Source organism: Agrobacterium sp. DKPNP3, from assembly GCF_052686535.1.
The window spans coordinates 20,981-45,434 of record NZ_JBQYSN010000033.1; the positions used below are offsets into that span (position 1 = coordinate 20,981).

Here is a 24,454-nt window from a genome sequence, read left to right on the forward strand (position 1 = left end):
AGTTGAATAAATTGTGAAACTGCGCACCTTCCTCAGCACCTCCACATGCTTGCTCGAAAGCCTGTTCGAGGGCTGCTGACTAACATCATTCTCGGCATGGCCGTGCGTCGTGAAGGCGCGAAGAAGCCGAAAAAGAATGGGTTGCTTGTGTTGGACGAGTTTGTTCGCCTCGGCCGGATGGAAAAACTGATAGTAACGTTTCCAAAGGCGGGGTGGCTGCAGTTTAGGTCTCAGGCTCGCCAGCATGCCTGCTAATGATGTCCTGGATCTCGGCTGGCTTGAAGGCCACCGCGGCCGCCCAGAGGCCGAAGCCGCCGGCGCTGTTGATAGCCTTGATCCATTCGTCCAAGGCGTCGCGCTTGGCCTGGTTCTGCGGGCTGTCGATACCCTTGATTTCCAGCACCAACGTCCTGCCGTTTGCAAACCTGACAAGGAAATCTGGCAGATAACGGCGACGCGAGCCGCCCCACATGTAGTGGATCTGCAGACCCAAGTGATCGTTCTTGGCGTAACTTACAACTTCTTCTCGGGTCTCGAAGAGGTTTGCCGCATAGCCTTCCCAGGAGGCGTCGCCGACGAGATGACTGATATGGGAGCGGATCGCCGGAAAACAGGGCTTTGTCGTATACCAGGTCCGCATATTGGCGGTACTGCCGATCGGATTTTCCTCGTCGAAGACCGGTGCTAGCCGTTCGACATTCTGTTCGGTCACATGGCGCATGACGTGCTGGACCACGAGATCGATGTTGAGCGCTATCAGGATGCGGCGGCGCAAATCGTCGGAGTGGAAGAGCGAGGGAATCTCCAGGCGGTCAGATTGCAGGAAAGTCTCGACGATGCGGACGAGCTGGGCGCCTAAATACTCCTGGGTGCCGGAAAAACCGTGGCGCATCTGCGTAAAGGCCTTGCGGGCGGCCTGGAAGACCAGACGCTGCAGGCGAAAACCGTCAGGCAGCTTCTGCAGATCGATCGCCGAGATCTGGCCCATGTCGGCTGCGCCGCCCAGCGCCGGCGCCAATTCGGCGGTGATCGGCGTTGCTGCGGGATCGAGGAACAGGGTCAGCACATTGGTCCAGTCGACCGTCAGCTGCGGCCGGACGACCGTTTCGACACGCAAAATATTGGGCCAGCGGATTTCCAGGTTGCTCCTTTCGGGCAGGACCTCGATCTGGGTGCTGGCTTTGGGCGGTGGCGGGGCTTCACCACCTTCGCCGGTCTCGGCGATGGTCAGCGGCACGCCGAAGACGTTGACATATTCGGGCAGAAAGAGGCCGTTCTCGTCGGTGTCGTAGGAGACCCGGCGCAGACCGCGGCCAACGACCTGTTCGCAAAGCAATTGCGAGGTGAAGGCACGCAGACCCATGATGTGGGTGACGTTCTTGGCGTCCCAACCTTCTGAAAGCATGGCGACCGAGATGACGTTCTGCAGGTCCTGGCCGGCCGCACCGCGCTTGCCGACATTGTCGATGATCTCGCGGAGCAACTCTTCCTTCTTCAGTTCATTGAGGCGCTGTTTCCTAGTTTCCGGCAGATCGGTCGCCTCGACGATCGCCTTCAGCTTCGCCTCATAATGCTTGTCGGAGGTGGCAGTCTCGCCAAGCTCGGCCTTTTCCAAAACCCTGGAATCGACCCGCAGTGTCCTTTGCGGCGCGTGTAGCTCCGGCCAATGGGCATCGCCCTTGTTGAAATAAGTCTCGATGCGGGCCGCGGTCTCAGTTCTGTTGCAGACCGTCAACATCACGGGCGGGGAATGGTGGCCGGCGTCGCGCCACGCCCGTCTCGTTTCGCGCCAGTCTGCGCCTAGCAAAGTATAGGCGTCCTGGACGAGCTTTGGCAGCGGCTCATGGGGCTCGGCCTTTGCGCGGTTCAAGTCCTCAGAGACTGATGGATCGCGGTAGAGATGATAGAGTTTCGAGCGGAGCGTCTTTGCGTCGGGAAGCGCGTCGTCGCGGACGACGATGCGGGGGGTCTTGACCAGGCCCGCCTCGATTGCGTCGTTCAAACCAAAGTCGGAAACGATCCAGTCGAACAAGGCCGTTTCCGTGCTCTTCTTGCCGGTTGGGGCGAAGGGGGTGGCCGATAGGTCGAAACAGCGGTTAATCCGGCGCGTCTTGTGGATGCGATCCAGGCCTTCAATCCAGCGGGTCGCCTCGTCGAGGTCAATGCCTTGTTCGGCCGCCTGCTTCTTGCTGATCTTGGCTTCGGGCGGCTTCCGGTAGGCATGATGGGCCTCGTCATTGATGACGATGATGTCCTTGTGGCCAGCCAACTTGCCCAGGACGCGGCGGGTAAAGGCCTCGTCGGATTCGCGGCCCTTCTTTACCACCGACCGGTCCTGGTCCTTCAGGGGCATCAGGCTGTGCCAGTTTTCGATCAGAACCTCGGCCTGGTTCAGCTTCTGGCGCAAATCTTCGGAGGGGCAGAGGTCGAATTCGTCATAATAGCTACCTTCCGTCGGAATCAGTACCTGCAGGCGTTCCTTGACGGTCAGCCCCGGGGCTACGATGAAGATAGCGCGGCTGAAGTCGCCGGTGCGCTTCGGATAGGTCAAAGCGTTCAGGACCTGCCAAGTGATGATCATAGCCATGACAGTGGTCTTGCCGGCGCCGGTGGCCATCTTGTTGCAGAGCCGTTCCCATGGACCGCCATCGCCGGGAATGGCGATACCTTGTTTAAAGGCTGCACCGCCTTCGACCCACCATATCAGCGTTTCGATCGCTTCCAGCTGGCAGAAATAAAACGGATAGGGTGGCTCGGGCCTCTTGTCCTCCGACTCCAGAAGGCGGATGGTGCGGCCATGCCAGTGTTCCAGCAGCTTACGGGTGATGATGGTAATGCCGGGCCAGCCGGCTTCACGCCAGGCATCGACGCGGGCGCGGATGAGGTTGACGAGATCCAGGGTTTCGGTGCGCTTGGTGTTGTTGCGCGCGTCGAAGATCTCATAACTTGCCGGGCGGCGCTCGGGCTTGATTTCTAGACGGCCGCCCCTGCCGTCGATCCAGTGCTGCTGCGGGCGGACAAAGGGCGTGTTGATAATCAGCGACATTGTTTTCAGCCTTCCAACGTCATGATCTTCAGGGATTCGATCCCGCGATCATCGACAATCTTGACGGCGATACGGCGGTTGTCGCCGGCGGCGAAGGGCAGCGACACGGTTTTGTGGAACTGGCTCAAAAGGTCGGTGTCCAATTCAGCACGAACCGTGGCCTTCAGGCGATTCCATCCGCCCTTTGCATCGGCCATCGGGAAAAAGACCTGGTGGGGCATCAATGAGCGGTTGTCATAATCGGTATCGAGCGACCACATAGCGATCTGTTTTTTGCCGCCGGAGACGAGATCGCCCTCCTTCGGGTCGAAATAGTCGAAGCCGTTGACCTCTACTTCGAAAAGCCCGTCCTTTCTCTTGCGCAGCTCGATGTCGGGCTGGCCCATCAGCCAAAAGGACTGGTTGGACGAACGGCCTTTTTTCAAGTCCTCGGTCAGAAGGTCGGTGTTCATCTGGGCTTTCAGAAGGGTCACTCCTGGCCAGTTGATCTCGTCAATGTCTTTTGCTGCTTCAGGGTCGAAGGTAAATGCACAGAAGAGGATAAATTTAGGGGAAGGCCGCAGGGTCTCGGCTTCGGACAAAGCGAGTTCGACCTGTCGTTGTTCCAACGCTGCATGTTCGGGTCCAAAGCTTACAATGACACGTTCGCCGGTGTCGGCCAGCGAGCCGCTGGCATGGATATATTTCAGGCCCGGCAAAGTCTCGAATTCGGCAAATCGTAGGATCGCGCCGCCCTTTGCCCTGATACCGGTCTTCAACAACTCGTCACGCCAGAGCCCCTGTCGGGAGGTTTCGCCGGAGCGGGCAATTGTCTCATCGGCCTCCTGCGGCGAAAGGGTTTCGTCGAGCGAAAGGACGGTCGGCGCCGGTACCGCTTCGACAGAGAAAGGCCCACAGATGCGCATCTTGTTCGGGTCTTTGCGCGGCTTATCGTAGAGGGTTTCCTGCTCGGCATGATCGTCGATCGACTGATCCATGCGGCGCTGCATGGTCTGGCGCGCGGCATGAAAGGCGTTAAAGGGGAGCCGTGCGACTTCCGGCCAGTTATCACCTGTCTCTGGGGTGGGCCAGTCGAAGGGTACCTCCCACTCATGGAGTGTCTCGCCACGCGCAAAATTGACGGGCTCACCCTTGCGTAGTCCCTGCGGAGATATCAGCGGCCGAGGCGGTTCGGCCAACAGTGCCCGGTTTAGATCTTCGAGGGCAGCCGCAATTCGGGGGTGCTCATCCTCGTAGATCGCATCGATGTCCGGATTGTTGGCGATGCTCTTCAGGGTGATGTGAGGGACAGTCTCATAGTCGAAGCCACCCCTCAGCCCTTCATGGGGATAACGCAAAGTGTAATAATCGAAGGAGGCGGTCATCAGGCGTTGCTTGGCCAAAGTGATCGCCACACGGGAGGTGTCGCAGGTGACCCAGCGCCTGCCCCATTTCTCTGCAACGAAGGCGGTAGTGCCGGAACCGCAGGTGGGATCGAGCACCAGATCGGCGGGGTCGGTGGTCATTAGGACACAGCGCTCAATAACCCTTGACGTTGTCTGAACCGCATATACCTTGGGATCGGAGGCACTGGCACCACTGCTGACATCGTCCCATAGGTTATTGCGCGGCATAACGGGAAAATCCTCAAATAGTCTCCTGTACTTGAGAATTGACCCAGCCGGCAGAATACGATCTGACTTAATCAAGCGTGGAAAACCCGTCTCGCCGGTCTTCCAGTAACCAGAGCGAGGGCGAATCTCCTCCCCCATAAACGTTACCGGAAAATCGCCCGGGGGTCGTTGTGAGGTGATTGGGTGAGATGCGTATACTGAGCCTTCTGCAGAAAGAGCTTCGTATTCAGACCGCTCGTCCTTTCCAATGCGCCGCGCGCTTCCGTTTGGCAGCCGCAGATACTGGTACTCACCGCCACCCGCACCATCTAAGGCCTTGAGCTCATAAAGTTGTCGATACTTCACGACTGATTTGTTTTTAGCGAACCAAACTAGGTAATCCGCAGTATTCGAAATCAGTTCCGATGTGGCACCGCTTGTTTTTTGAACGGTAATGACACTGATCAGGTTCTCCCGACCAAATATCTCTTCGAGGATCTCGGTCACATGGTGAAGATTCTCGTCCGAAATCTGCACAAACACCGACCCGCTCTCGGTCAGTAGTTCGCGGGCCAACACCAACCGGTCGCGCAGATAGGTCAGATAAGAGTGAATGCCGAGCTCCCAAGTGTCCCGAAAAGCCTTGATCATCTCCGGCTCCTGGGTCAGATCGTCGTCGGATCTATCTTTGACGTCACGCTTGCTCGTAAATGGCTGAAAGTTCGAGCCGTATTTGATGCCATAGGGCGGATCGATGTAGATCATCTGGACTTTGCCGGCCATGCTCTCCTTGGTTAGCAGCGAGTTCATGACGAGCAGGCTGTCGCCGGCGACCAGGCGGTTCGACCAGCCCTTTTCGTGGTGATAGAAATCCAGCGCCTGGCGCAGCGGAAGGTTTTCGAAGGGGGCGGCGAAGAGGTCGGGCTGGCGCCATTGGCTCGGCCCATCCTTGCCCTTCAGGCGCTTTGCGACATTGGCCAGAATAGTTGCCGGGTCTACCCGTTCGTGGACGTGCAGCGAGACGGTGTCGACCTCGAAGGATGTGCGTTCAGACTTGCCGGTCCAGTTGAGATAGGGAGCCTGCAGCCGCTTCAATTCGAGCAGCGCGTCCTTCATGCGTTCGGGATCCCCGCTTTGCAGCGCGTCGTCGATCATGTTTTCAATGCCGGCACGGGCGCTGTCGAAATTCAGGACCGGATCGAGATGCGGGTCATAGGCCCAACTGGTCCTCGCGCCATCCGGATCGGTGCCGGCGTGGACCATGCCGACTTCCGGATTGTTGACCCGGGTCTCGCCATGGCGGTAACTCAGAATCTCGGTGGGTTCGCCCGACCGACGCGGGCTTGCCATACGGGTGATTCTTGCTTTCCTTGCGCCTTGCTGTTGCGGCTCGTCCTCTTCCTGTATTTCCAGGGTTAGGTCGGCTACGTCAGCCCGGTAGATCGATCCGCCGCGGCCCTTGCCCTTAGCCAGCAGACCTTCTTCAACCAGCGCGTCGCGTGCCGCGGCATAGTCTTCCTCTGTCAGGTCGAAGAGCTGATCGCGTAGCTTTGCCAGGACTGCCGCATTTCCAATCGAAGAGCCATCTTCAGGGGTCAAGGACAGGATCAGGTCGGCGAGGCTGTCGGACATGCGGCTCTATTCCCATAGTTGCAAAAGAATCTCATATGACAAAGCCATAGCGCGAACAGGCCAGGTTTGCACGTTTCAATCTTCAAACGGCGGATAGCGGCAGGTTGATCTGCTACTGAATTCAACCCCGTTGCCGCAGTAGGTCCACGTTCTGCTACATATCTGTCGCAGATGCTTTCGGCACAAACCCAACTCCGAACCCGAACAGCCGACCGATCTTTTCCAACGCTTCAAGCGTGGGATTCGCCGTGCCGGCTTCGATTTCGGTAACTTGGCGTCGAGTAAGTGCCAGCGTTTTGGCGAACTCCTCCTGGGTCATTCCGAAACCTTTTCGGATATCTGCAATGGCTTCAGGCAGCTTTAGATCACCATTGCGCGAACGCTCCGCCAGTGTTCGCCGGTTTTTGAGAATCTCATCTTTGGTGGGTTTCTTCCAACGAGCCATTCAGTTATTCTCCGGCATCATTGGCAGGTCGCCCAAACGCTATCAGTGGTTTCGATACAGCGTCCCATCGCACGGTACAGAATGTCCAGAGACGCTCCCATATCTTTCGCCATGGCCGGAGCCTGGCGCAGATGTTTGGCAAACTGGGAAAGCGCAGCCCCAAGCGCTTTCCACTCTATGGGATCGGGCAATCGACGAGGCCTTCCCGCGAGATGGTCGACTGCCTGGTACAACGTCACCTACTCATCCTCAGGAATGAAGCCACCAATCTGGCGTTTCCAGAGCCGAGCAAACAAACCTTCCTGCTCGATCAGTTCCTCGGGCCTTCCCTCTTCGACAATCCGGCCGTGATCCAGCACGATGATCCGGTCCATCCGCGCAATGGTCGAAAGGCGGTGCGCAATGGCAATCACCGTTTTGCCCTCCATCACCAGATTGAGCTTGTCCTGAATGGCGGCCTCCGACTCGCTATCAAGGGCGGAGGTGGCTTCGTCGAGGATGAGGATAGGCGCATCTTTCAACAGCACCCGCGCAATGGCGACCCGTTGTCGCTGTCCGCCGGAAAGCTTGATGCCTCGGTCGCCGACAAAAGCGAGATACCCTTTTCGTCCTTCGCTGTCGGCGAGATCGCCGATGAAGGCGTCGGCGTTCGCCACTTTCGCCACCTGCTCCACTTCCTCCTGCGTCGCATCCGGTCGACCGTAGCGGATGTTGTCGCCTACCGACCGGTGCAGCAGGGCCACGTCCTGGGCAATAACCCCGATATTGCGGCGCAGGCTCATCTGCGTCACCTCCCGAATATCGTGCCCGTCGATGCGAATGGCGCCCTCCTGAATGTCGTAGAAGCGCAGGAGTAGATTGACCAACGTCGTTTTTCCTGCACCTGACAGACCCACAAGACCAACTTTCTCCCGGGCGCGCACGGTCAGCGACAGATCATCTATCACCGGTCTGCCTGACTTGTAAGCAAAGCGGATGTGGTCGAAATCGATGTTCCCATGCGAAACGCTCAATTCCGCCGCGTCGGACCTGTCCGTAATCGTGGGCGGCGTTGTCATGACGGGCATGGCATCCTTGATTGTGCCGATCGCCTGGAATATCTGCTGGCCCATCTGCAGGAAGGTGAATGTGTGCCCTGAAAGCCGCTGCAATATATAGACCGCACCGACGAATTCTCCGACCGTGATGAAGCCCTTCACCAGACCGGAAAAACCCACCGACAGAATTGCCAGCCATAGCGCCATGTTGAGCGCAACCACGACTAGTTCGGACGCGCGATAGACACGCTGTTCACGATGCTGCGTCTGCACGGCTTTCATCAGGATGCGGCGGATTGCGCCTGCCTCGCTGTCTTCGGCCGCGAATTGCTTGATCATCTGCATGTTGCTGTAGAGATCGGTGATCGCCCCCGAGACAAGGCTCTTTTGTTTCGCCGAGCGCCGTGACCGCTCCGTGAAGACCGGGGCAAGTTTGACGGCGAGAACGACATTGAGCACGATCCAGAAGAACACCGGCAGCGCCAGTTGCCAGGACAAGGCCGCCAGGAGCGCAAGAGAGCCGGTCATTTGCAACAGGAAACGCGGTCCGATCTGAAACGCGTTGATAATCTGCTGCTGAACGGCTGACGAGACCTGCGAAAGACGCGAGGCGACCTGTCCCGCATAAAGCTCATGGAAAAACGCCAGATCCTGCCGCTCCACAGCCTTGTGACCCTGCCACTGTATGGCCGCCGGCATCGCGATGCCAAGGGTGTGCGAGGTGAGTGTGTTGAGAAGAAACGACGCTATCGGCATCGCGGGGAAAATCAACAGCCCAAGCAAGGTCAACAGCGGCCATTCCTTGCGCAGGAAAGCTTCTGCTCCCTGCGCCGTCACACCATCGACGATGACGGACAGCCCCCAGATGATCGACAGATTGATGGCTTCCACAGCCATCGACGACAAGGCAAGAGCAATGAGGACGCCCCGAAACATCCCTATGAAATGCAAAAGTACCGCCACGGGCCCCTTCGACGGCAGTGGCCGAAAGAGAATGTCGAGCGGCCGTATCAGCGTCTCGAAGGGGCGGAAAATCGTATCTGAAATCGACATGGGCCTCTCGGATCGCGGTTTGGCATCGACGGGGAGGAATCAGCTACGTGTCCGGCATGGAACCATGAATGGCGTTCAATCTCAATTAGCGGCTGTTTTTTTTGAGGATTGGAGCGCGTGGTCTGGGCTCGGTGGAATAGCTATCGGCCCAGTGAAAAAGCTTGGTACAGCCGCGTTTCGTGACAACGCGCGGACCGGATGTCACGCTGGCAAATGCATCCGATGCCCGACACTCAGTTGGACCATGAGACACACCTCCGCCGATCCCTGCTCTTGAACGGATATGAACCAGCGTTAAGAGAAATGGTTAAAAATATCGTGCAATTTCAGGAAGATAACAGGATCAGAGGTGTGATCCATCCTTCGAGCGCCGCAAGGGACTAAGCAAAAGGAGTCCCGCAGTATGAATGCCCCACTTCGCGGCGGCGCTCAGCCCGTCTTCTGACCTTTCTCATTCCTCATCGAACACCAGGAGGACCTCATTCAGTGAGATAGATTTTCACGGTTTCCCGCTCTTTGTCGGCCGTTAAAGCAGTCTGCCAGCTAAATTCCTCTTTCAGCTTCTGGTGAACAACGTCTTTGATGTCAGTCGCCTCTGGGGGAAGTTGTTCCTCCGTAAAGAAATCTCGCCTGCCTGAGCCGAAGATAAGCGTACCGTCCTCAAGATATTCGATGGCTCCGGTCTGCGACAATCTGGTCAGCTGGCTTGATGCCAACGACATCACGGTTTCAATCGCAACAGGGCCGCTTGAGACGGCTTGCAGAATTTCGGTGAAGATGCCGACATACAGGCCCGAATTCGCTAAACCGGGAAGCTCAATGAGCGAGTAGCCCTCTATCAGGTCGTTTCTGAAGCGACTTTGATCGGCCTCCAGAAACAGTGCGTAATTACTGCGCAGGATCTCGGCCGGAGCAACAGTCGCATCCCACCCAGCACCTGGCGGGTCTTGGATGTCACCCCTAATACCGCTTGTGCATAACGTCCAAACACATCCGCTTCTGGAAGTCGGCGCAAGACCATTCACCGTGTTGATAGCAGAAACCTGCGCCATGGCGTCGTTCATGGCGGAATTCATGGTGGAGGCTGTCAAGCGGCCCGCTCCGTTTCGGACTGACCGACCTTTGGATTCCAGAACATGAATGCCGCCGGGACCGAATGCGAATAGGTCAGCCTCCTGCCGACCAACTGTAAGCAGCGGAGCTTTGAGTGCCGGACCGACTGCGGGCAGCCAAACTGATCGCGATGCGTGCACAACCTTAGGAGCGTTCAGCATCTGGCAAGCAAATAGCTTGGTGAAGCCCTGTCCGATATAGTAAGCGGCATGCTTGCTTTCGCTATTGTCCACATCGAAGTAGTAGCTCGACAACGCCAGAGCGCCACCAGGACGCGTGTCCAGGAATGGGAGAACATTTCCTACGATATGGATCACCCTACGTGCCCAATCGGGACCGAAGTTTTTGAAAAAACCGTCATAACCGCATGACAAAGCCGCTAAAAACAGCTTCCATTTCGAACATCGAAGGCGTTTGCGACCATTCAATATGCTAAGTGAGCCGGTGAATCCGCTGCATTCGATTTCGATGGACATACTTTTGGACAGTATTTACGGAATGATTACCCGGTGTTTAGCTCATGAAGATGAATACATCATAAAAGGTGTTACGGAAATCCGTTATGGGACAACCTTGCTACGCAATAGGGTCAGGCATTGAGTAAAAACCACATCTGATCCACAAAGGTCACAGTTCAACCTCTTCAAATCCTTCGTCTGAGTATTCCGACCGAGGCCCCGACGCTCTTACCAGCGCGAAGGCGGTCGTGACATCCTCATCGCGCAGCTTCAAAGCAATACGAAAGTCGTCTTCCTCTGTGGCCGTCTGCACGAGCGATGCATCAAACAGCTCTGGCTCGACATCAAGGAGCCTTGGTCGCTTGCCCTGCTTTGCGTCACCATGTTTGACACAATTCACGATCATCCTCAGCCGGTCCAGGCCAGCTTCGTCAAATTGATACTCAGGTCGAGCTTTTGCAAGGCCGACCCATTCTTTAAACGTCTTGCCACCCAAACTGGTGCGGCATTGGTTTTCCCAGAAATGATAGATCATCATCGCAAACGCTTCTCGCAGCGTTTTCAACGACTGCTCGGCTTCCCAGTCAAGATCGATCAAGTGATCGACGTAATCCCGCTCTTCGTTATCGTTTGAAGCGGCCGCTATGGACGCTTGAATCTCGTCCATCTGGACCTTCACCGTTTCTTTCTCTCGCTCGAATGTTTTCCGGCTTTCCTGGTAAGCCCGCTCGATGCTTCGAAAGCCCATTTGAAAACCGATTGTCGCCCAAGTAACCATTGAAACCTCCAATATTCGTTTGTTTGCGGCTGAAAAGAAATGAACCGCCGACCAGCTCGTTGGATGATCCAAGGCGCTGTAAGCGCGTGATTTATCGGAAAGCAGCGGGAATGGTGACGCTGCGGTAAAATTTAGGTCTCACCCGAACGTCCTATCGACTTCCCTTCCCATCCACCATGGCGTCAGAAATACCGGTCAACGTCGTGATTTCTGGTGAAATCGGCTTCGTAGGCCGCGGAGACGGTCGAAGGGCTCTTGGCCCCCCACTCATCCCGTCCAGCCCACGTCGAAAAGGTACGATTGTCGGCTCAATAATCTTGTTCAGATCGGGATCGAGGCCTGTCGTCTCGACGTCGACCATTAAGCCCAGGCTCGTCTCCGCCGCGTCGTATCCTTCCACCGGCCTTCGCGGTCGAAGGCGCCGTAGTACCCGATAGTCTGAGCTGGCCTCTTGCGCCGCCGCTAACCCTTCCAATTTTGGGGCATCGATCATCAGTCGAATACGCCCCTTGCACCGACATTCTGGACAGATGACACAGCGATCCGAACCTGAGCTGCACGCCCCTCCTCGTGGAACCAGAGTTCCCCAATCTTCGCGTCATCACTTTTCGGAAGCGGTTTTGCTTCCCGCACCTTGAAGGTGGTCGGAAGGTTCACCGATGTTCCGAACACGAGCGCGTGCTGCTTCGGCAACGACGGCAAACGCTTCAGGACCGCTTCGGAAATGAATGGCGTCATCTGCCGGATCTGCGAAAGGTCATCCGGGTTCTGGATTCTATGGATCACAAAATTCGAGCATTGCGAGAGAATAGTTTTGGAAAGTTCGCTTGGTCGTTGCGAGGCGACCAACAGGAAAAGCCCGTATTTTCGCCCCTCTTTGGCAATGCGTTCATAGATCTTGCTGGCGTCGATCGCAAATTTCGAGGGCGTCTCGGAGACGTAGCGATGGGCCTCCTCAAGCAAGAGGTGAACAGGGAAACGGTTTCTTGGCTCGGCTTGCCGAAGCAACCGAAATGTCATGCGCGCAAGCACCGACGAAACGAGTTCGACCACCTCGTCCTCGACAGCGTTCATATCCACTATGATGATCTGATTGCGTTTTTTCCAATGCTCGCCATTTTTTGACAGCCCAAGTAACTGTTCGAGGAAAGCCTCCATTGTCGGGGTCGTTTCGCCCGGTTTGATGTCGTAACGCATGAAGGCATATTCGGATCTATCGCGAAGCGACTTGAACCGGGTAAACATCTGCGAGCAGTAATCACGAATTTGCCTGTTTCCATGCGCCTCTTCATAGAGGATCGCAAAATCCAAGCATTCTTCAAGATCATCGAACGTGAACGGCGTCCGCTTGTAGGACGGCAGATCAACATCTTCCCGAAGTTTTTTGCGAACTTCATCCAGAAATGGAGCCAGATTTCCCGCGGCGAAATTTCCGTACTGGTAGTTTGCTCCATATTTCTGGAGAAGATTTGTGTTCAGGTGTTTCGTTGGATACTTCTGCAACAACGATACGACGCGTTGAAACTTTGCGACGGGCGAGTCCCCATCGGCACCCCTGAAGCATTCAATGACACAGGTGGCGATAAAGTGCTCCTTGATCGCCAAGGCTTCCGGAGCGTTTTCCCGAAACAGCCCCGTCAGGCCCAAAGCTGTACGAAGAACCGGAATTTGCGTTCGCTCGCTGGCTTGCAGAAGCAGCTCCCATTCAGATTGTTCCAGGAACCAGTGCGGGAGACGGAATTTCCCGCTATTCGCAGTTCCGTCAAGCACGACATGGGCGACGCCAACGCCGTTCTCTTTGGCGAGCGGCATCAGCGCATTAGCGTATTCGCCGTTCACATCGAAAACCACGAACGTCGCCCCTCGGGCATGGAACTCGTCCGCCTTGTTGAACAACGACTGGAGTACCGAGGCCACGGTGCAGGATTTGCCGCTCCCGGTATTACCAAGGACAGCCGTATGGCCGCCGAAAAAGTCATCAATCCGGACTTTGACATCATAGCCCTCGAACACCACAGAGCGGCCGATCGACATGGCGCGAAAGCGCGTCGCATCTTCGGGTACTGGCGGCACACCATTGAGACCTGCAGCGGGTTCGCTCGGCTTGTCGGTCTCGAAAACGCGATCAAGCTCCGCATCAAGAGCATAGAGAGCATCTGCGTAGAGCGACGGAAAGACGGATACACCGAAGCGGAACTTCGCGCTGCGGTCTTGCGGGAGCATCCCGACCGGCACGACGTCGAGATATTTCGCGGACGCCGCCTTGTCCAGCTCCCCCTCGCCACGTCCGGCGCCGGCGATGTCCCGCTCTCGCAGGCCGACAACTTCCACCACGACATACCCCGTCTGAACCGGAATCATAAGGAACGAGCCGAGACGGGCAACATAGTGGACGTCATCGAACCCGACGACGGTGAAATTATCCGTACCTGCGTGCATCTCGACGACGAAGCGGTCGGCCGCGACGGAGACAACCTTGCCGATGGCGCGTTTGCGGTCGTCTCGGCTCATTCGCTGTCTCCATCTGTTGATGGAGCCTCAGCCTTCTTCGGGGACATCGCCTCCAGCACTTTCCGAATTGCATCGTCTATGCGCTCGCTCGGCCGCTGGGGCATGAACTCTTCAATGATCGTATCGAAATAATGCGCCTTGCGGTCGGTTTCCGGACCGCTGCCACCGATAATCCAGATGCGCGGATCGTTCAGGGCGCGGAGCTTGGCCACCTCTCCCTCCAGCGTCGGATCGACAAAGATTATCAGGCGGAACGTCGGTATGGTGAGCGCCTGATAAATGATATTGTTGATGTGTTCGTCGCCGAAGGCATATCCCATGGTGAAGAGAACGCTTTGCTCCCTCACGATCCGCGACTGAAACTCGCGGAACAGGTCGGCATAGGGCGATCCGAGGCTGGAGTTTTGCTTCGCAGGGGTGGGATAGATCATCACCTTTCCCGGTTCCTGCTCTTTCGAGACAGCCGTTTCGCGGATCGGGAACAGGCCGTGATCGTCTTCGGTCCAGCTAATCGACCCGTGAATCTTGCAGAGATAGACGAAGCCATCCACAGCCGACCATTTCCTATTGGTCAGATCGAGCTGCTCGGCAAGTGCGTAACGGAAGGTCGCCGGATTGAAGCGGCGTTCAACCACGCCGGAGAAGCCGTTGGCATAAGGCAGGCCGAGCCGGTCCATCGCCGTCTCGTTGAAAAGGTCGTAGTTGGTGGTGAAAATCCACGGACGCGGCAGCGAGCGGTCGCGCAGAACCAGCTTTCTGTAGAAGGTCTCGTAGAGCACTCCGACGGAGTGGTCGCCATTGGCGAACGCTCCGTTCGTGCATTTGTCCCAGAGGAAAGCCTGCACCTTCTGGATGATCGAATTGACGACCTTCAGATTGTCCTTTGCCTTGGGAAGCGTGCTTCGTGAGAGCGTGAACCGAAGGCTGAACAGCAGTTCCATCAAACGTTCAAGGTTGCGGGAATATTCCTTGTCCGCAATATCGATCCCGAACTCGTCGGCAAAAGCTTTCCGCTCGGCGGCAGTCGGGAACCCCGCCTCGTCAGCGGCCCGCGCCTTCGTGAACTCCTTGGCGAGCGGGGCCATGGTTGGGATGCCAACCTCCCGCCAGTCATCGCCGAGCAGATCGTCAGTTTCCTTGACATAGTACGACGAGCATCCTGCCCCAAGCAGGAATGCCACATTCTTTGCGTTCAGCGATTCCGACAACGCTTTCCTGACGACATCGGCGCCGGCTGGCCATTCAAGCTCACCGGCATCTGCCTCGACGCCCCGCAGAAATTTGAACATCAATTTCTCAGGTTCTTCTCCATCGGAATCCGCCACGAACACCCCCTCGTTTAAAAAATGTCTCAACATCCGCCATCGGCCGAAACAATTTCATCGGCTGATCCGGAAACCTAAAAAGCTTTCGCGACCGTAGAAACGCACGCTCGCATCTTGGCGTCCACAATGACCGCAAATGACGCGAACTCTCTACGCACGGCCTATTAGAGCATCCGCGAGTTGGAAGCGCTCACCCCCTTCGCTGCCAGAACCGATAGACACATACTGATGCTTGGCTTTCCAGTCTGACTGGCCCACTGGACCTAGGGGCCATTTGCAATCCATCGCTAATAAAATGCAACCCACTTCTGCAACCCTTTCAAGGGTATCCGAGGCTTCATTCCGGAACGGGTCGCACCCTCGAATTTAGAAAAAACTGGCGTGCCTCTCACTCTAAAGTAGTGGTGTAATTCTCGACCATATATCGGCAGCCACCTCCTCCTCGGCGCGGTCAGCATTCACTAGATGGCAGCGGTCGGGGTCGTTCGCCGCGGCCGAACGGAAGCCATCTGCAATCTGTACGAAGTTGCGCCTGTCCTCAGCCGGATCACCGGGACCGTCATTCCGGATTGTCCTGCGTGCCGCTGCCCTGTCTGGTGACAAATCTAGTATGATAGTCACATGCGGGCGTGCGTCACCGACAACTGCGTGCAGGGTGGCGTCGAATAGAGGTCTGAGATCCTCGGCCGCACCGAAGACTTGCAGGGCGTAGGTCGAATCGAAGTAGCGATCCGAGACGACCCAGTTGCCGCGGGCCAAAGCCGGGCGGATCACACTCTGGACGTGATCGTACCGTGCTGCATTGACCAGCAGCAGTTCCTCCACACGCTCCAGCTGCCGGTCGCCGTGGGTCAGGATGGCGCGGACTTCTTTTCCGAGCCGGCCGCCGTCGGGTTCCTTGGTTTGCACGACGCTCCTGCCTTCCACACGCAAGCGCTCGACAAGGCGTTTGACCTGAACGGATTTTCTGCTGCCGTCGATTCCCTCAATACTTACAAACGGCAAGTTGAACTCCTATATCACTAGCTGGCGCCGCAGGAAGGCAATTCATGGCTCGATCAAATGTTGTTGTCTTTGTTTCCGCGGGTATGTCCGCCCCTAAAAAGCGCGACCATTCGCTAGCCCGTCGACAGCTCTACCTTAACTACGGCGCCTTGTCGTTGGCAACGATGTTGCAACTTAAGGGCTATGAAACGCTTCTACTTCATGGGGAGCATGACACGCCGGCTGCGGCAATGGATCGCCTCTTAGCGATGGGGGCAATGCCCTCGTCCTTTCCACTGATGGTTTCCATCCCGAGCTTCTACGCCCTCGGCTGGGCCAAGGCCTTCTGCGCCCTCGCAAAGATGGTGGACCCCGACTGTCGCATAGTCGTGGGAGGCCGGTGGGTGGTCGGGCCTGATGTCACGTGGTTGCGAACCAAGCTGCCCGAAGCCGACATTTTCGTCGAGGGGCTTGGCGAACCCATCGTCGAGAGCCTTTTGAGCGCGAACCCCGACCTTCGCAGGCTCTCGGCGCCGACACCCGGGTTCACTTTAAATCATCTGCTCGTGGACGGCTACGAGCGGTATCAGCCTAGCTTAGAGGCCTCTCGCGGTTGCGGCATGAAATGTGTCTTTTGCGAGGAGCGCGATATTCCGCTGGAAAAGCTGCGCGATCCTGATGACCTCGCCGCATCGATGGCTCTCGTCCAAGAGCAGTACCGCGGAGCTGAGATTCACCCTTACCTGCAGGCGTCAATGTTCGCGCCCGGCCGCCAATGGAGCGAGCGCCTCGCTTTCGCCGTCCAGCGTTTGGGGCTCCGCATCGAATGGCGGACGGAGACCCGAGTTGATGCCATGACACCGGAAACGGTCGCGGCGCTGGCGCAGGCCGGATTGAAAGTCATAGACCTTGGGCTTGAGACAGCGTCTCCGGCCCAAATCTTGGCCATGGCGAAGTCCCGTGATCCTGACAGGTACCTAAGGCGTGCATCTGACCTCATCGAGGCGTGCAGCGAACACGGCGTGCGGGTTAAAACGAATGTGCTGCTCTACGCGGGTGAAACGCAGCAGACTCTTGAGGAAACATCGGCATGGCTCGACAACCATGCTTCGGCGATCACAGGCATCTCCGTAGGCCCGGCCATTGCCTACGGGCCACCGAAAACCGCGAACCCGCTACTGAGTGACTGGATGGAACGCGGGGCTAGGCCCGTAGACCCGGCAAGCGCCGAAGCAACCGGCATCACCTTGCTGCACCTCAGCAAGCACTTCGACGCTGAGGAGGCCGAGGCCGCGAGCCTTTCGCTTTCTCGTCGATTTATGGATACTAATTCCTATTTCGAGCTCAAAAGTTTTAGCTACTATCCACGGAACTACGGCCGCGCCGATTTCGATAGGGACGTAGCGGCTGCCGACCCAGCCCGGCTACCCTTTGCCTTGGAGCCCGGGTGAGTAACTGGCGATATGGGCGACCGACTGAGGATGTTCGATGCCCGTTACCTCGGCTCGTATACGGCAGCAACCTTAGACGGATTTTAATTCCGTATCCGCGGTTTACACAACTTTCCTCAGCGGCTACTAACGTAGCAGTTGTGGCGCGCAAATAGTTGGAGAAATCACGTGGATTGGCAGAACCTCCTCGACCGAAGGCGTTTGTGCGACACGAACTACGTTGAGAAACCCGACCGACCGACGTTCATTCAAGACGCGGACCGAATTACATTCTCTGCTCCCTTCCGTCGCCTTGCCAACAAGACGCAAGTCCATCCCCTGTACGAAAACGACCACCTACACCATCGACTGATCCACAGCGTCGAGACGGCGAGCGTCGGCCGCTCCCTAGGCATTGCAGTAGGCGATTGGCTCGAGAAAGAGCATGGCCTCGGCGCGGGCGAGAAACACGTCGTCGCCGGAATGACTCAGGCTGCTTGCCTCGGGCATGACATAGGGAACCCGCCCTTTGGGCACTCAGGAGAGGCGGCGATCGGAAGCTGGTTCGCGGAGCGCTTCGACGGTTCGTCAGAACTGTTCGGTGCGATCGGGGCGCCGCTTCGGTTAGAATTCAAGGATTTCGAGGGGAACGCCCAGGGTTTCAGAATCATCAGCAGACTGGAGATGTACCGGAACGAGGGCGGCATGCGCCTCTCGATGGGGGTGCTAGGCGCCTTCGCGAAGTATCCGGTGACCGCCAAGGTCCGCGCTAGTGCAACCCAACCATATCGCGGGCTCAAGAAATTCGGTGTGTTCGAGAGCGATGCCGAGCTGTTCGCCCAGGTCGCCGAAGCGGTGGGGTTGCCTGCGGAAACCATCGGCGCCGACCGCTGGTGGCGCCGCCACCCACTTGTCTTCCTCGTCGAGGCCGCGGACGACATCTGCTACAACATTCTCGACCTCGAGGACGCGTACGCGTCAGGCGACTTTCCTGAGGACGTGGTCCTGAAGCATCTTCAGTCTCTCGCCGGCATACCCAACGTCCCTCTAGCCGACAGAACGACTGACGAGATCATCGCCTATGCCCGGGCTCGCGCGATCGGGTCGGCCATTGATGCCTGTGTCGCGGCCTTCAAGGAAAACTATGAGGCGATCATGTCAGGCTCTTTCTCAGGATCGCTTATCGAGGTTTCCGCTCGAAGCGGGGAATTTGCCGCGATTGAGAAGCTCTCCAAGCAGCGCCTGTTCACCTCTCCCCGCAAGACGGAGCTGGAGGTCTTTGGCAGGAACGTCGTGCACCGGGTGCTTGATGGACTGATCGGCGTCTTCGAGCAGTTGCGCGCCAGGAACTGGGAACCGGCCGGGCTCGACGGTTACCACGAGCAACTTCGCCGGGCAGCCAATCTCGATTTACGCGACGTTAAAGACGAATACACAGCCCTTCACGCGCTTGCGGATTACGTGTCAGGAATGACCGACCGTTACGCCGTCAAGATCGCCAAGCTCGTGGCCGGGATCTAGGACCCGGCTGAACCCCGGATTATGTCGACCATCATTCCGCGAGTGTGATGTGGTTGACAAAGCCACAATCTAGATTCAACACTTGCCTGAGGCGTAGGGAGCGCGCTCCCGTCCGAGGTCCTTGGACCTTTGCGATCGAAAGACGCAGTGGTAGGAGGTTCCCTGCGTCTCACTTGCGGCCTAGCACATCCCGTCCCCTACGAGATTCGTAAATCGACCAAAAGCTGTAGTAGTAGTTTCCGACCGTGCCTCGCCGCCTCAAAATTAGCTTCACCATACAGGTTTGCCTGAACGGGAAGGTTAGAGCCACGCGCGCAATGACAAGACGCCCACCGTCAAATTCATCAGAAACCTCCAGCGCGGTTTCAGGCGTTGCCTCGATTACCCGACGGGTGCCTCCCAACAGGAGCATCGACTGCAGTTGCGATAGGCGTGCGCGAGACTGTCGGGTAATGTGGCGCCAGCCCTCCGAACTGAAATTGACCAATGGTCCACTTCCCCCCAGTCTCGGAGGATCAGCTCTCAGCTGTCGATAGAAGGCCTTTGCGTTGTTCTGAAGGTCCGTGGCACCTTTTTTCAGGTAGTCGAAGTCCGCGGTTTCAGTGTCGACACGCGCCTTTAGGAGATCGCGGTGAATGTTTCCACAGAGAATTGCGAGCCGCCGCGCACTTGATTGCCCAAAGCTGCACTTGGGGTCAACGAATACCTGACTTCCCTTTACCGCGCCAGGTTCAAGCAAATTGACCCAGTGTGTCGCATACGGAGGGGTAGGCGAAACATGAACCAAAATGGCGGCGCCTACAACCCGTCGCCACTGTTCGTAGTTTCGAGCAAGTCCCGCCTTCCTAAAGGAGACACAGATCCTGCCTTTACTATCCGTGCGAGAATCGTGGCACTTCACCTGAACATAGATGATTTGCCCTGTAGGTATTCCTCCCGATTCTACAAAGATGAGACCGTCGACGCCATCGTCGTTTGCAGCATCGAGTTGTTGCCAACGCCACCCCATTTCGAGGACAACTTTCTCGACCTGATTTACCCCAAGCTGTCCGCGACGCTGCGATGAGTACGTTGCCATGTCCCTCAAATCCGTTGGTGCCGGTTCTATTCAAGCCCTCAGATAACCTGCTCAGCTTTCGAGTCAAAGGAACGTTGACAACCCGGCTGCTCGGCATGCTGGCATAAGTGTTCCCCGCCATCTTTGCTGGCTCATGGGCTGAACCGCAATATTGTCAGCTTTTTTTTGATAGAAGTTGACTTTGTCAGATTTCATGTTAATATTACCAACATTGGAGGCGATGATGACCGACGGACCTTTCCGAAATTCTGCATTGAGCAATAAGTGGAAGCAGTATGGACGGGACCTCGTCAATGACGCGGCCTCGCAGGACGAGCGTGCTAAGCAGGCCTGTCACAGCGTTCTTGGTGCCATCGATATGAAGGCATTCGATCGGCTCTATCGTGAACTGGATTCTCGTGCATCTCGTGACCAGATGGATCTGGATTCAGTAGCCGCGACGGAGTCCATCTTCGACAACTACGAGCGCTCGTCTCTCAGCGACGCGCTCGAACGAAATCTACTCTGCAATCTCCGCGAGGGGATGTCGGAGAGAAAGTCACTCGATGCGGCCCTTGGAAGCGCTGTGAGTGAGCTTCTGGAGAACGCTAAGAATCGCATCCACGAGGAATGTCTTCGCGCCAGAGATGTTGGCGATATGAGCCGAGCGGATTTTGCAAAAGGCGTTCAACGAAATCGAGAAACCTTCGCGAGTATCGATGTTGGCGGCGTGTGCGCTGCTCTCGAAAATGGCAACAAGAACGCGTTCCGCCGGACCGCGCGCACGGATGTGAACGATGGACCAGATGAAGACTGAATCGCACTCTGAGGTCCATCACGAAAAACACCTTCTCGCTGTTGAGAAAGGCCGGGCCACTCGACATCCGGAGTTGGATAAAGCTGTCGTTGCTGAGATAGGCAAGCATATACAGTTCGTTCCAGATATTCTTGATACCTTTGACGTAAAAGGGTTTGCGGCCAAACACTATGACCTGATGGTCTTGGCAGCCGCGATCGAGTTCGCCGACCGCCGGTGGAGGCGACCGGCATCATGGCTGCGCAATCTGCATGTTACGATCCCTGTCATCGACCACGCATGTTGGTCGAGGCTTGAGGTGCAGTCGTCACTCCGAAGCGCCATGAACTTTCTGACCGGCGACAGCTGGCGTTTCACTTTTGTCAAAGCCGCGAACGCGTCCCCAATCGGTTGGCGGCAGGTCCCGCTTATGTTTGAGCAGCCGAAGACTTTCGCAATCGCCTACAGCAACGGATTGGATTCGCGTGCAGTATCTGCGCTGAGCGGCCCGGCCTCCGAGGCGCTATGTATCCGTGTTGCCAGCACCAAGCAGCGCCGGATGGATGGCGACAGCCACTTCACTCAGATTCCTTTCCGGGTGAAAGGCTTCAAGGGCAAGGAGAGTAGCTTCCGATCTCGTGGTTTCCAGTTCGCGGCAATGGCGACAATTGCTTCGCATCTTTCCAATATAAGCAGGATCATCGTGCCCGAGAGCGGACAAGGTGCACTCGGACCGGTTCTCGTGCCGCTCTACAATATCTACACTGATTACCGGAATTTTCCGGCATTCTTCAGAAAGATGGAGCGGTTCACTCGGGCCTTGCTCGACTGCAGCATAAAATTCGAACAGCCACGCCTATGGTCGACCAAAGGTGAGACGATGAAGGCGTTCCTAGGTTTGCCAGGCAGGAAACACCAGCATTTGATCAATACCCGTTCGTGCTGGCAGACGCGCAGGATCGTCAATGCCGAGCACCGGCGGCAATGCGGTCTCTGCGCTGCCTGCCTCTTGCGCCGAATGAGTCTTCACGCCGCAGAAATCGTAGAGCCGAGTGACACCTATGTCGTCTCGGATCTATCCGCTTCGGAAGTTGATTCGGCGCTCGCGAGCATCACCGACGACGCTGATCGCGATATCATGGTTGAATACGGAAGCGTGGGGGCTCGCCATCTCGACCACCTCGCCACGATGTCCGCATTGGCCGATGCAGCGTTACGGCCATTCGCTTCACAGATTGCCGCCGCGACTGGTGAGGCCTATGAGCAAACTCTTCGAAACCTGAGAATAATGTTGATGACGCATGCCCAAGAATGGCGGACCTTCTTGTCCGCGCAAGATGAAAAAAGCTTCTTGAACAGCTGGATGGGCGGAGGCCGCTATGACCGTTCTAAATGAGCTGAGCACGCAAGAAATCGGTCGCCGGCTCCGGATTGCCCGCGAGAACGCCGATGTTCGCCAAGATGACGCTGCGCAGTTCATCGGCGTCTCTCGACCGACGCTGGTCTCTATCGAGAAGGGCGCCAGGCGTGTTCGCATACAGGAGATCCAGACCTTGGCTCGCCGCTACGGCGTGTCGGTAAATGCACTGCTGCGACGCGAGGCCGTTCATACGGATCTGATGCCGAGGTTCCGCAAGCTCCGAGAGACGGAAGACGAACATACACTAGAGGCAATACGGCTGCTCAACGACCTCATCAAAGCAGACGTCGAGCTCGAAAACATTCTCGGTATACAGCGCCGCCGTAACTACCCTCCGGAGCGGGGCCTCAACGAGGGTGACGCGGTCGCATTGGGGGAAGCCCATGCGAGAGAACTTCGAAACTGGCTCGGGCTGGGATCAGGCCCCATCGCCGATATCTTTTCCATCGTGGAGCAAGGACTCGGAATTCGCCTTTACCAGCGGCGCCTTTCTTCGAAATCACGTGTAGCGGGCTTGTTCACTTACGATGATAACGTGGGCGCTTGCATTCTGCTGAACGCAAACCATCCGCTGCCTCGCCGGGTCCAGACCACGGCACACGAAACCGGGCATTTCTATGGGACGCGGCAAGTACCTGAGGTCCTCGAAGAGGATGAGAAATTTCTGTCGCGGGACGAGCGCTACGCAAATGCCTTCGGCCGCGCTTTTGTCACGCCGGCGGAGAGTTTTAGCGAGAGCTTTCGAGAACTGAAGGAGATCACTGGAAAGACGACGCGCCGCCTCGTCATTCTCCTTGCTGACCAATACGGGATTTCCCGCCAAGCCTGTGTTCTGCGTTTGGAAGAGCTGGGGCTTGTGAAGAAAGGAACGTGGTCCTGGTTCGAAGATAACGGAGGTATCACGGATGAGCACGCACGAGAAGTGCTCGGAAGCGCCGCAGACCGGCGCGACGCCGGTAAGGCTGATGCAGATCGGTTGATCTCGCAACGAATGAGTCTGATGGCACACGCGGCTTGGAAGCGCGAGCTAATGTCCGAAGGACAGCTTGCGGAACTCCTGAAAATCACCAGGCTGCAGCTGCGCGAGATCGTCGACGAAATCGAGCTCGAGGAAAAAGAGACGGATGACCTACTCAAATTCCCTGAGTGACGATACCGTCCCTTTGATTCTCGACACGAGCGTGCTCATCAACCTGCATGCCTCCAGGTGCGGGGTCGATATCCTTACTTCGATCCCCAATCCGATCGTCGTCGCGAACGTCGTAGCTGGTGAGCTTGAGAACGAGACGAGCCGTCGCAATGGCGAAGAGGCATTCCTACGAGCGCTTTCCGCAGCTGGACACGTCGCGGTGGTTGATCTGTCGGATCAGGAATTCGAGATGTTTTTCAAGCTCACTTCCGTATCGCCATCACTCGATGACGGTGAGGCGGCGACGATCGCGCTCGCAAGCGCGAGAGGCGTCTTCCCAGTAATAGACGAGAAACGCGGCCGTACTCGTGCCAAAGCGATCATGGGTGTCGAACCTGCATGGTCGCTCGATCTCGTTCTTCATCCGGTTACTGCTGAGAGCCTGGGGGCGGAGGGTCACAGGGAGGCCCTATTCCGGGCACTGCGCGACGGTCGAATGCGCATTCCTCCAGAAAGCACATCCCATGTTGTCGGTATCATCGGCATTGAAAATGCCGAATACTGCACCTGTCTGCCGGGTTACAAGCAGCTTTTCGCACGCCGCGGTCAGCGGCAACAGTCTGCGGACCGCTTGCTCCTTTAACACAGCGAACTTTCCTGAATCGACCGACTCAAATCCTCGACACCGCGCCGCGCGCAGTCGCCGACAGGCTAGCTACATCACTCCCCACGCCCGAAACCTCCCCCTCCCCGTCATTTCCCGCAGGCCCAGCTCCAAAACAATCCGCCGCGCCGCCTGCGGCGTGACCTCGAGCGTCTTCGCCACCATCGCGGCCGACACCAATGGTTTTGCCATCACCAGCTCGACCAGCTCCGGCAGCTTTGAAGACGTCCGGCGTCCGTCCAGCTTTCGCTGGAACATCGTGCGCGCCAACGCGAGCCGGTCATGTTCTTTCAGACCGATCTCCGCGGCCGCCAAAAACCCTTGGGTGATGGCCAGCAGCCGCGTCTCCTGGTCGCGATGGCGGCGCCGATCGACGGGGATGGTTTTGAGGCCGAGATTGATGGCGGCAAGATGCGCACCGGAGGTGAGCCCGGCCTGTCGCAAGATCGAGGCGGCGAACAAC

At 57.1% G+C, this 24,454-nt stretch carries 18 protein-coding genes; 6 read left to right on the forward strand and 12 right to left on the reverse strand.

Annotated features, from left to right (window positions below; genetic code table 11):
* Positions 1–223 precede the first annotated feature (223 nt).
* From ACUTJJ_RS11475 to tmk, 10 genes are all read right to left on the reverse strand, one after another.
* Entirely contained in the window at positions 224–3,046 is a 2,823-nt protein-coding gene (locus tag ACUTJJ_RS11475) for a BPTD_3080 family restriction endonuclease (protein WP_445542238.1), read from the reverse strand.
* Between the two features lie 5 nt (positions 3,047–3,051).
* Positions 3,052–6,270: a site-specific DNA-methyltransferase gene (locus ACUTJJ_RS11480; protein ID WP_445542239.1), complete on the reverse strand. Its 3,219-nt coding sequence runs from the start codon at positions 6,268–6,270 to the stop codon at positions 3,052–3,054.
* A 154-nt stretch (positions 6,271–6,424) separates the two neighbouring features.
* Entirely contained in the window at positions 6,425–6,715 is a 291-nt protein-coding gene (locus ACUTJJ_RS11485; RefSeq protein ID WP_445542240.1) for a helix-turn-helix transcriptional regulator, read from the reverse strand.
* 239 nt (positions 6,716–6,954) lie between these two features.
* Complete coding sequence (locus tag ACUTJJ_RS11490) at positions 6,955–8,805, reverse strand: ABC transporter ATP-binding protein (RefSeq protein WP_445542241.1); 1,851 nt, start codon at positions 8,803–8,805, stop codon at positions 6,955–6,957.
* 479 nt (positions 8,806–9,284) lie between these two features.
* Positions 9,285–10,394, reverse strand: a complete 1,110-nt coding sequence (locus tag ACUTJJ_RS11495) for a hypothetical protein (protein WP_445542242.1) — start codon at positions 10,392–10,394, stop codon at positions 9,285–9,287.
* Positions 10,395–10,545: 151 nt separating this feature from the next.
* The gene (locus tag ACUTJJ_RS11500) at positions 10,546–11,154 is read right to left on the reverse strand and encodes a hypothetical protein (RefSeq protein ID WP_445542243.1); all 609 of its coding nucleotides are present in this window, start codon (positions 11,152–11,154) and stop codon (positions 10,546–10,548) included.
* A 151-nt stretch (positions 11,155–11,305) separates the two neighbouring features.
* A complete protein-coding gene (locus tag ACUTJJ_RS11505; RefSeq protein ID WP_400157450.1) occupies positions 11,306–11,647 on the reverse strand; it encodes an exonuclease domain-containing protein in 342 nt (113 codons plus the stop codon).
* Positions 11,647–13,488, reverse strand: coding sequence for an ATP-binding protein (locus tag ACUTJJ_RS11510; protein WP_445542244.1), 1,842 nt, complete (start codon positions 13,486–13,488; stop codon positions 11,647–11,649). Before ACUTJJ_RS11510 ends, ACUTJJ_RS11505 begins: the two co-directional genes overlap by 1 nt.
* A 173-nt stretch (positions 13,489–13,661) precedes the next feature.
* The gene (locus ACUTJJ_RS11515) at positions 13,662–14,954 is read right to left on the reverse strand and encodes an SIR2 family protein (protein WP_445542245.1); all 1,293 of its coding nucleotides are present in this window, start codon (positions 14,952–14,954) and stop codon (positions 13,662–13,664) included.
* Between the two features lie 429 nt (positions 14,955–15,383).
* The gene (gene tmk, locus ACUTJJ_RS11520) at positions 15,384–15,995 is read right to left on the reverse strand and encodes a dTMP kinase (protein ID WP_445542246.1); all 612 of its coding nucleotides are present in this window, start codon (positions 15,993–15,995) and stop codon (positions 15,384–15,386) included.
* A 44-nt stretch (positions 15,996–16,039) separates the two neighbouring features.
* Here tmk and ACUTJJ_RS11525 point away from each other — a divergent pair, with 44 nt between their 5' ends.
* The gene (locus tag ACUTJJ_RS11525) at positions 16,040–17,425 is read left to right on the forward strand and encodes a B12-binding domain-containing radical SAM protein (RefSeq protein ID WP_445542247.1); all 1,386 of its coding nucleotides are present in this window, start codon (positions 16,040–16,042) and stop codon (positions 17,423–17,425) included.
* A 168-nt stretch (positions 17,426–17,593) separates the two neighbouring features.
* Positions 17,594–18,925, forward strand: coding sequence for a dGTP triphosphohydrolase (dgt, locus tag ACUTJJ_RS11530; RefSeq protein WP_445542248.1), 1,332 nt, complete (start codon positions 17,594–17,596; stop codon positions 18,923–18,925).
* A gap of 169 nt (positions 18,926–19,094) precedes the next feature.
* On the opposite strand, the gene ACUTJJ_RS11535 is transcribed toward dgt, so the two are convergent.
* Complete coding sequence (locus ACUTJJ_RS11535; protein WP_445542249.1) at positions 19,095–20,003, reverse strand: DUF4365 domain-containing protein; 909 nt, start codon at positions 20,001–20,003, stop codon at positions 19,095–19,097.
* 223 nt (positions 20,004–20,226) lie between these two features.
* Here ACUTJJ_RS11535 and ACUTJJ_RS11540 point away from each other — a divergent pair, with 223 nt between their 5' ends.
* From ACUTJJ_RS11540 to ACUTJJ_RS11555, 4 genes are read left to right on the forward strand one after another with little or no spacing between them, the layout of a single operon-like run.
* Positions 20,227–20,799, forward strand: coding sequence for a hypothetical protein (locus ACUTJJ_RS11540; protein ID WP_445542250.1), 573 nt, complete (start codon positions 20,227–20,229; stop codon positions 20,797–20,799).
* Positions 20,780–22,174, forward strand: a complete 1,395-nt coding sequence (locus ACUTJJ_RS11545; protein WP_445542251.1) for a 7-cyano-7-deazaguanine synthase — start codon at positions 20,780–20,782, stop codon at positions 22,172–22,174. The genes ACUTJJ_RS11540 and ACUTJJ_RS11545 overlap by 20 nt, the downstream gene beginning before the upstream one ends.
* Positions 22,158–23,348, forward strand: coding sequence for a helix-turn-helix domain-containing protein (locus ACUTJJ_RS11550; RefSeq protein WP_445542252.1), 1,191 nt, complete (start codon positions 22,158–22,160; stop codon positions 23,346–23,348). Before ACUTJJ_RS11545 ends, ACUTJJ_RS11550 begins: the two co-directional genes overlap by 17 nt.
* Positions 23,323–23,970, forward strand: coding sequence for a DNA-binding protein (locus ACUTJJ_RS11555; protein ID WP_445542253.1), 648 nt, complete (start codon positions 23,323–23,325; stop codon positions 23,968–23,970). Before ACUTJJ_RS11550 ends, ACUTJJ_RS11555 begins: the two co-directional genes overlap by 26 nt.
* 72 nt (positions 23,971–24,042) lie before the next feature.
* Here ACUTJJ_RS11555 and ACUTJJ_RS11560 read toward each other — a convergent pair.
* The coding region (locus ACUTJJ_RS11560) for a helix-turn-helix domain-containing protein (RefSeq protein ID WP_445542254.1) at positions 24,043–24,454 on the reverse strand (412 nt) is incomplete at its 5' end.

Bases quoted from the DNA above. Each gene is read 5' to 3' on its own strand.
- ACUTJJ_RS11550 (WP_445542252.1), top strand. From the start codon at position 22,158: ATGACCGTTCTAAATGAGCTGAGCACGCAAGAAATCGGTCGCCGGCTC.
- ACUTJJ_RS11545 (WP_445542251.1), top strand. From the start codon at position 20,780: ATGGACCAGATGAAGACTGAATCGCACTCTGAGGTCCATCACGAAAAA.
- ACUTJJ_RS11540 (WP_445542250.1), top strand. From the start codon at position 20,227: ATGACCGACGGACCTTTCCGAAATTCTGCATTGAGCAATAAGTGGAAG.
- ACUTJJ_RS11500 (WP_445542243.1), bottom strand. From the start codon at position 11,154: ATGGTTACTTGGGCGACAATCGGTTTTCAAATGGGCTTTCGAAGCATC.
- ACUTJJ_RS11515 (WP_445542245.1), bottom strand. From the start codon at position 14,954: ATGTTCAAATTTCTGCGGGGCGTCGAGGCAGATGCCGGTGAGCTTGAA.
- ACUTJJ_RS11505 (WP_400157450.1), bottom strand. From the start codon at position 11,647: ATGATCGATGCCCCAAAATTGGAAGGGTTAGCGGCGGCGCAAGAGGCC.
- ACUTJJ_RS11480 (WP_445542239.1), bottom strand. From the start codon at position 6,270: ATGTCCGACAGCCTCGCCGACCTGATCCTGTCCTTGACCCCTGAAGAT.
- ACUTJJ_RS11525 (WP_445542247.1), top strand. From the start codon at position 16,040: ATGGCTCGATCAAATGTTGTTGTCTTTGTTTCCGCGGGTATGTCCGCC.
- ACUTJJ_RS11475 (WP_445542238.1), bottom strand. From the start codon at position 3,046: ATGTCGCTGATTATCAACACGCCCTTTGTCCGCCCGCAGCAGCACTGG.
- ACUTJJ_RS11535 (WP_445542249.1), bottom strand. From the start codon at position 20,003: ATGGCAACGTACTCATCGCAGCGTCGCGGACAGCTTGGGGTAAATCAG.
- ACUTJJ_RS11490 (WP_445542241.1), bottom strand. From the start codon at position 8,805: ATGTCGATTTCAGATACGATTTTCCGCCCCTTCGAGACGCTGATACGG.
- ACUTJJ_RS11495 (WP_445542242.1), bottom strand. From the start codon at position 10,394: ATGTCCATCGAAATCGAATGCAGCGGATTCACCGGCTCACTTAGCATA.
- ACUTJJ_RS11485 (WP_445542240.1), bottom strand. From the start codon at position 6,715: ATGGCTCGTTGGAAGAAACCCACCAAAGATGAGATTCTCAAAAACCGG.
- ACUTJJ_RS11555 (WP_445542253.1), top strand. From the start codon at position 23,323: ATGACCTACTCAAATTCCCTGAGTGACGATACCGTCCCTTTGATTCTC.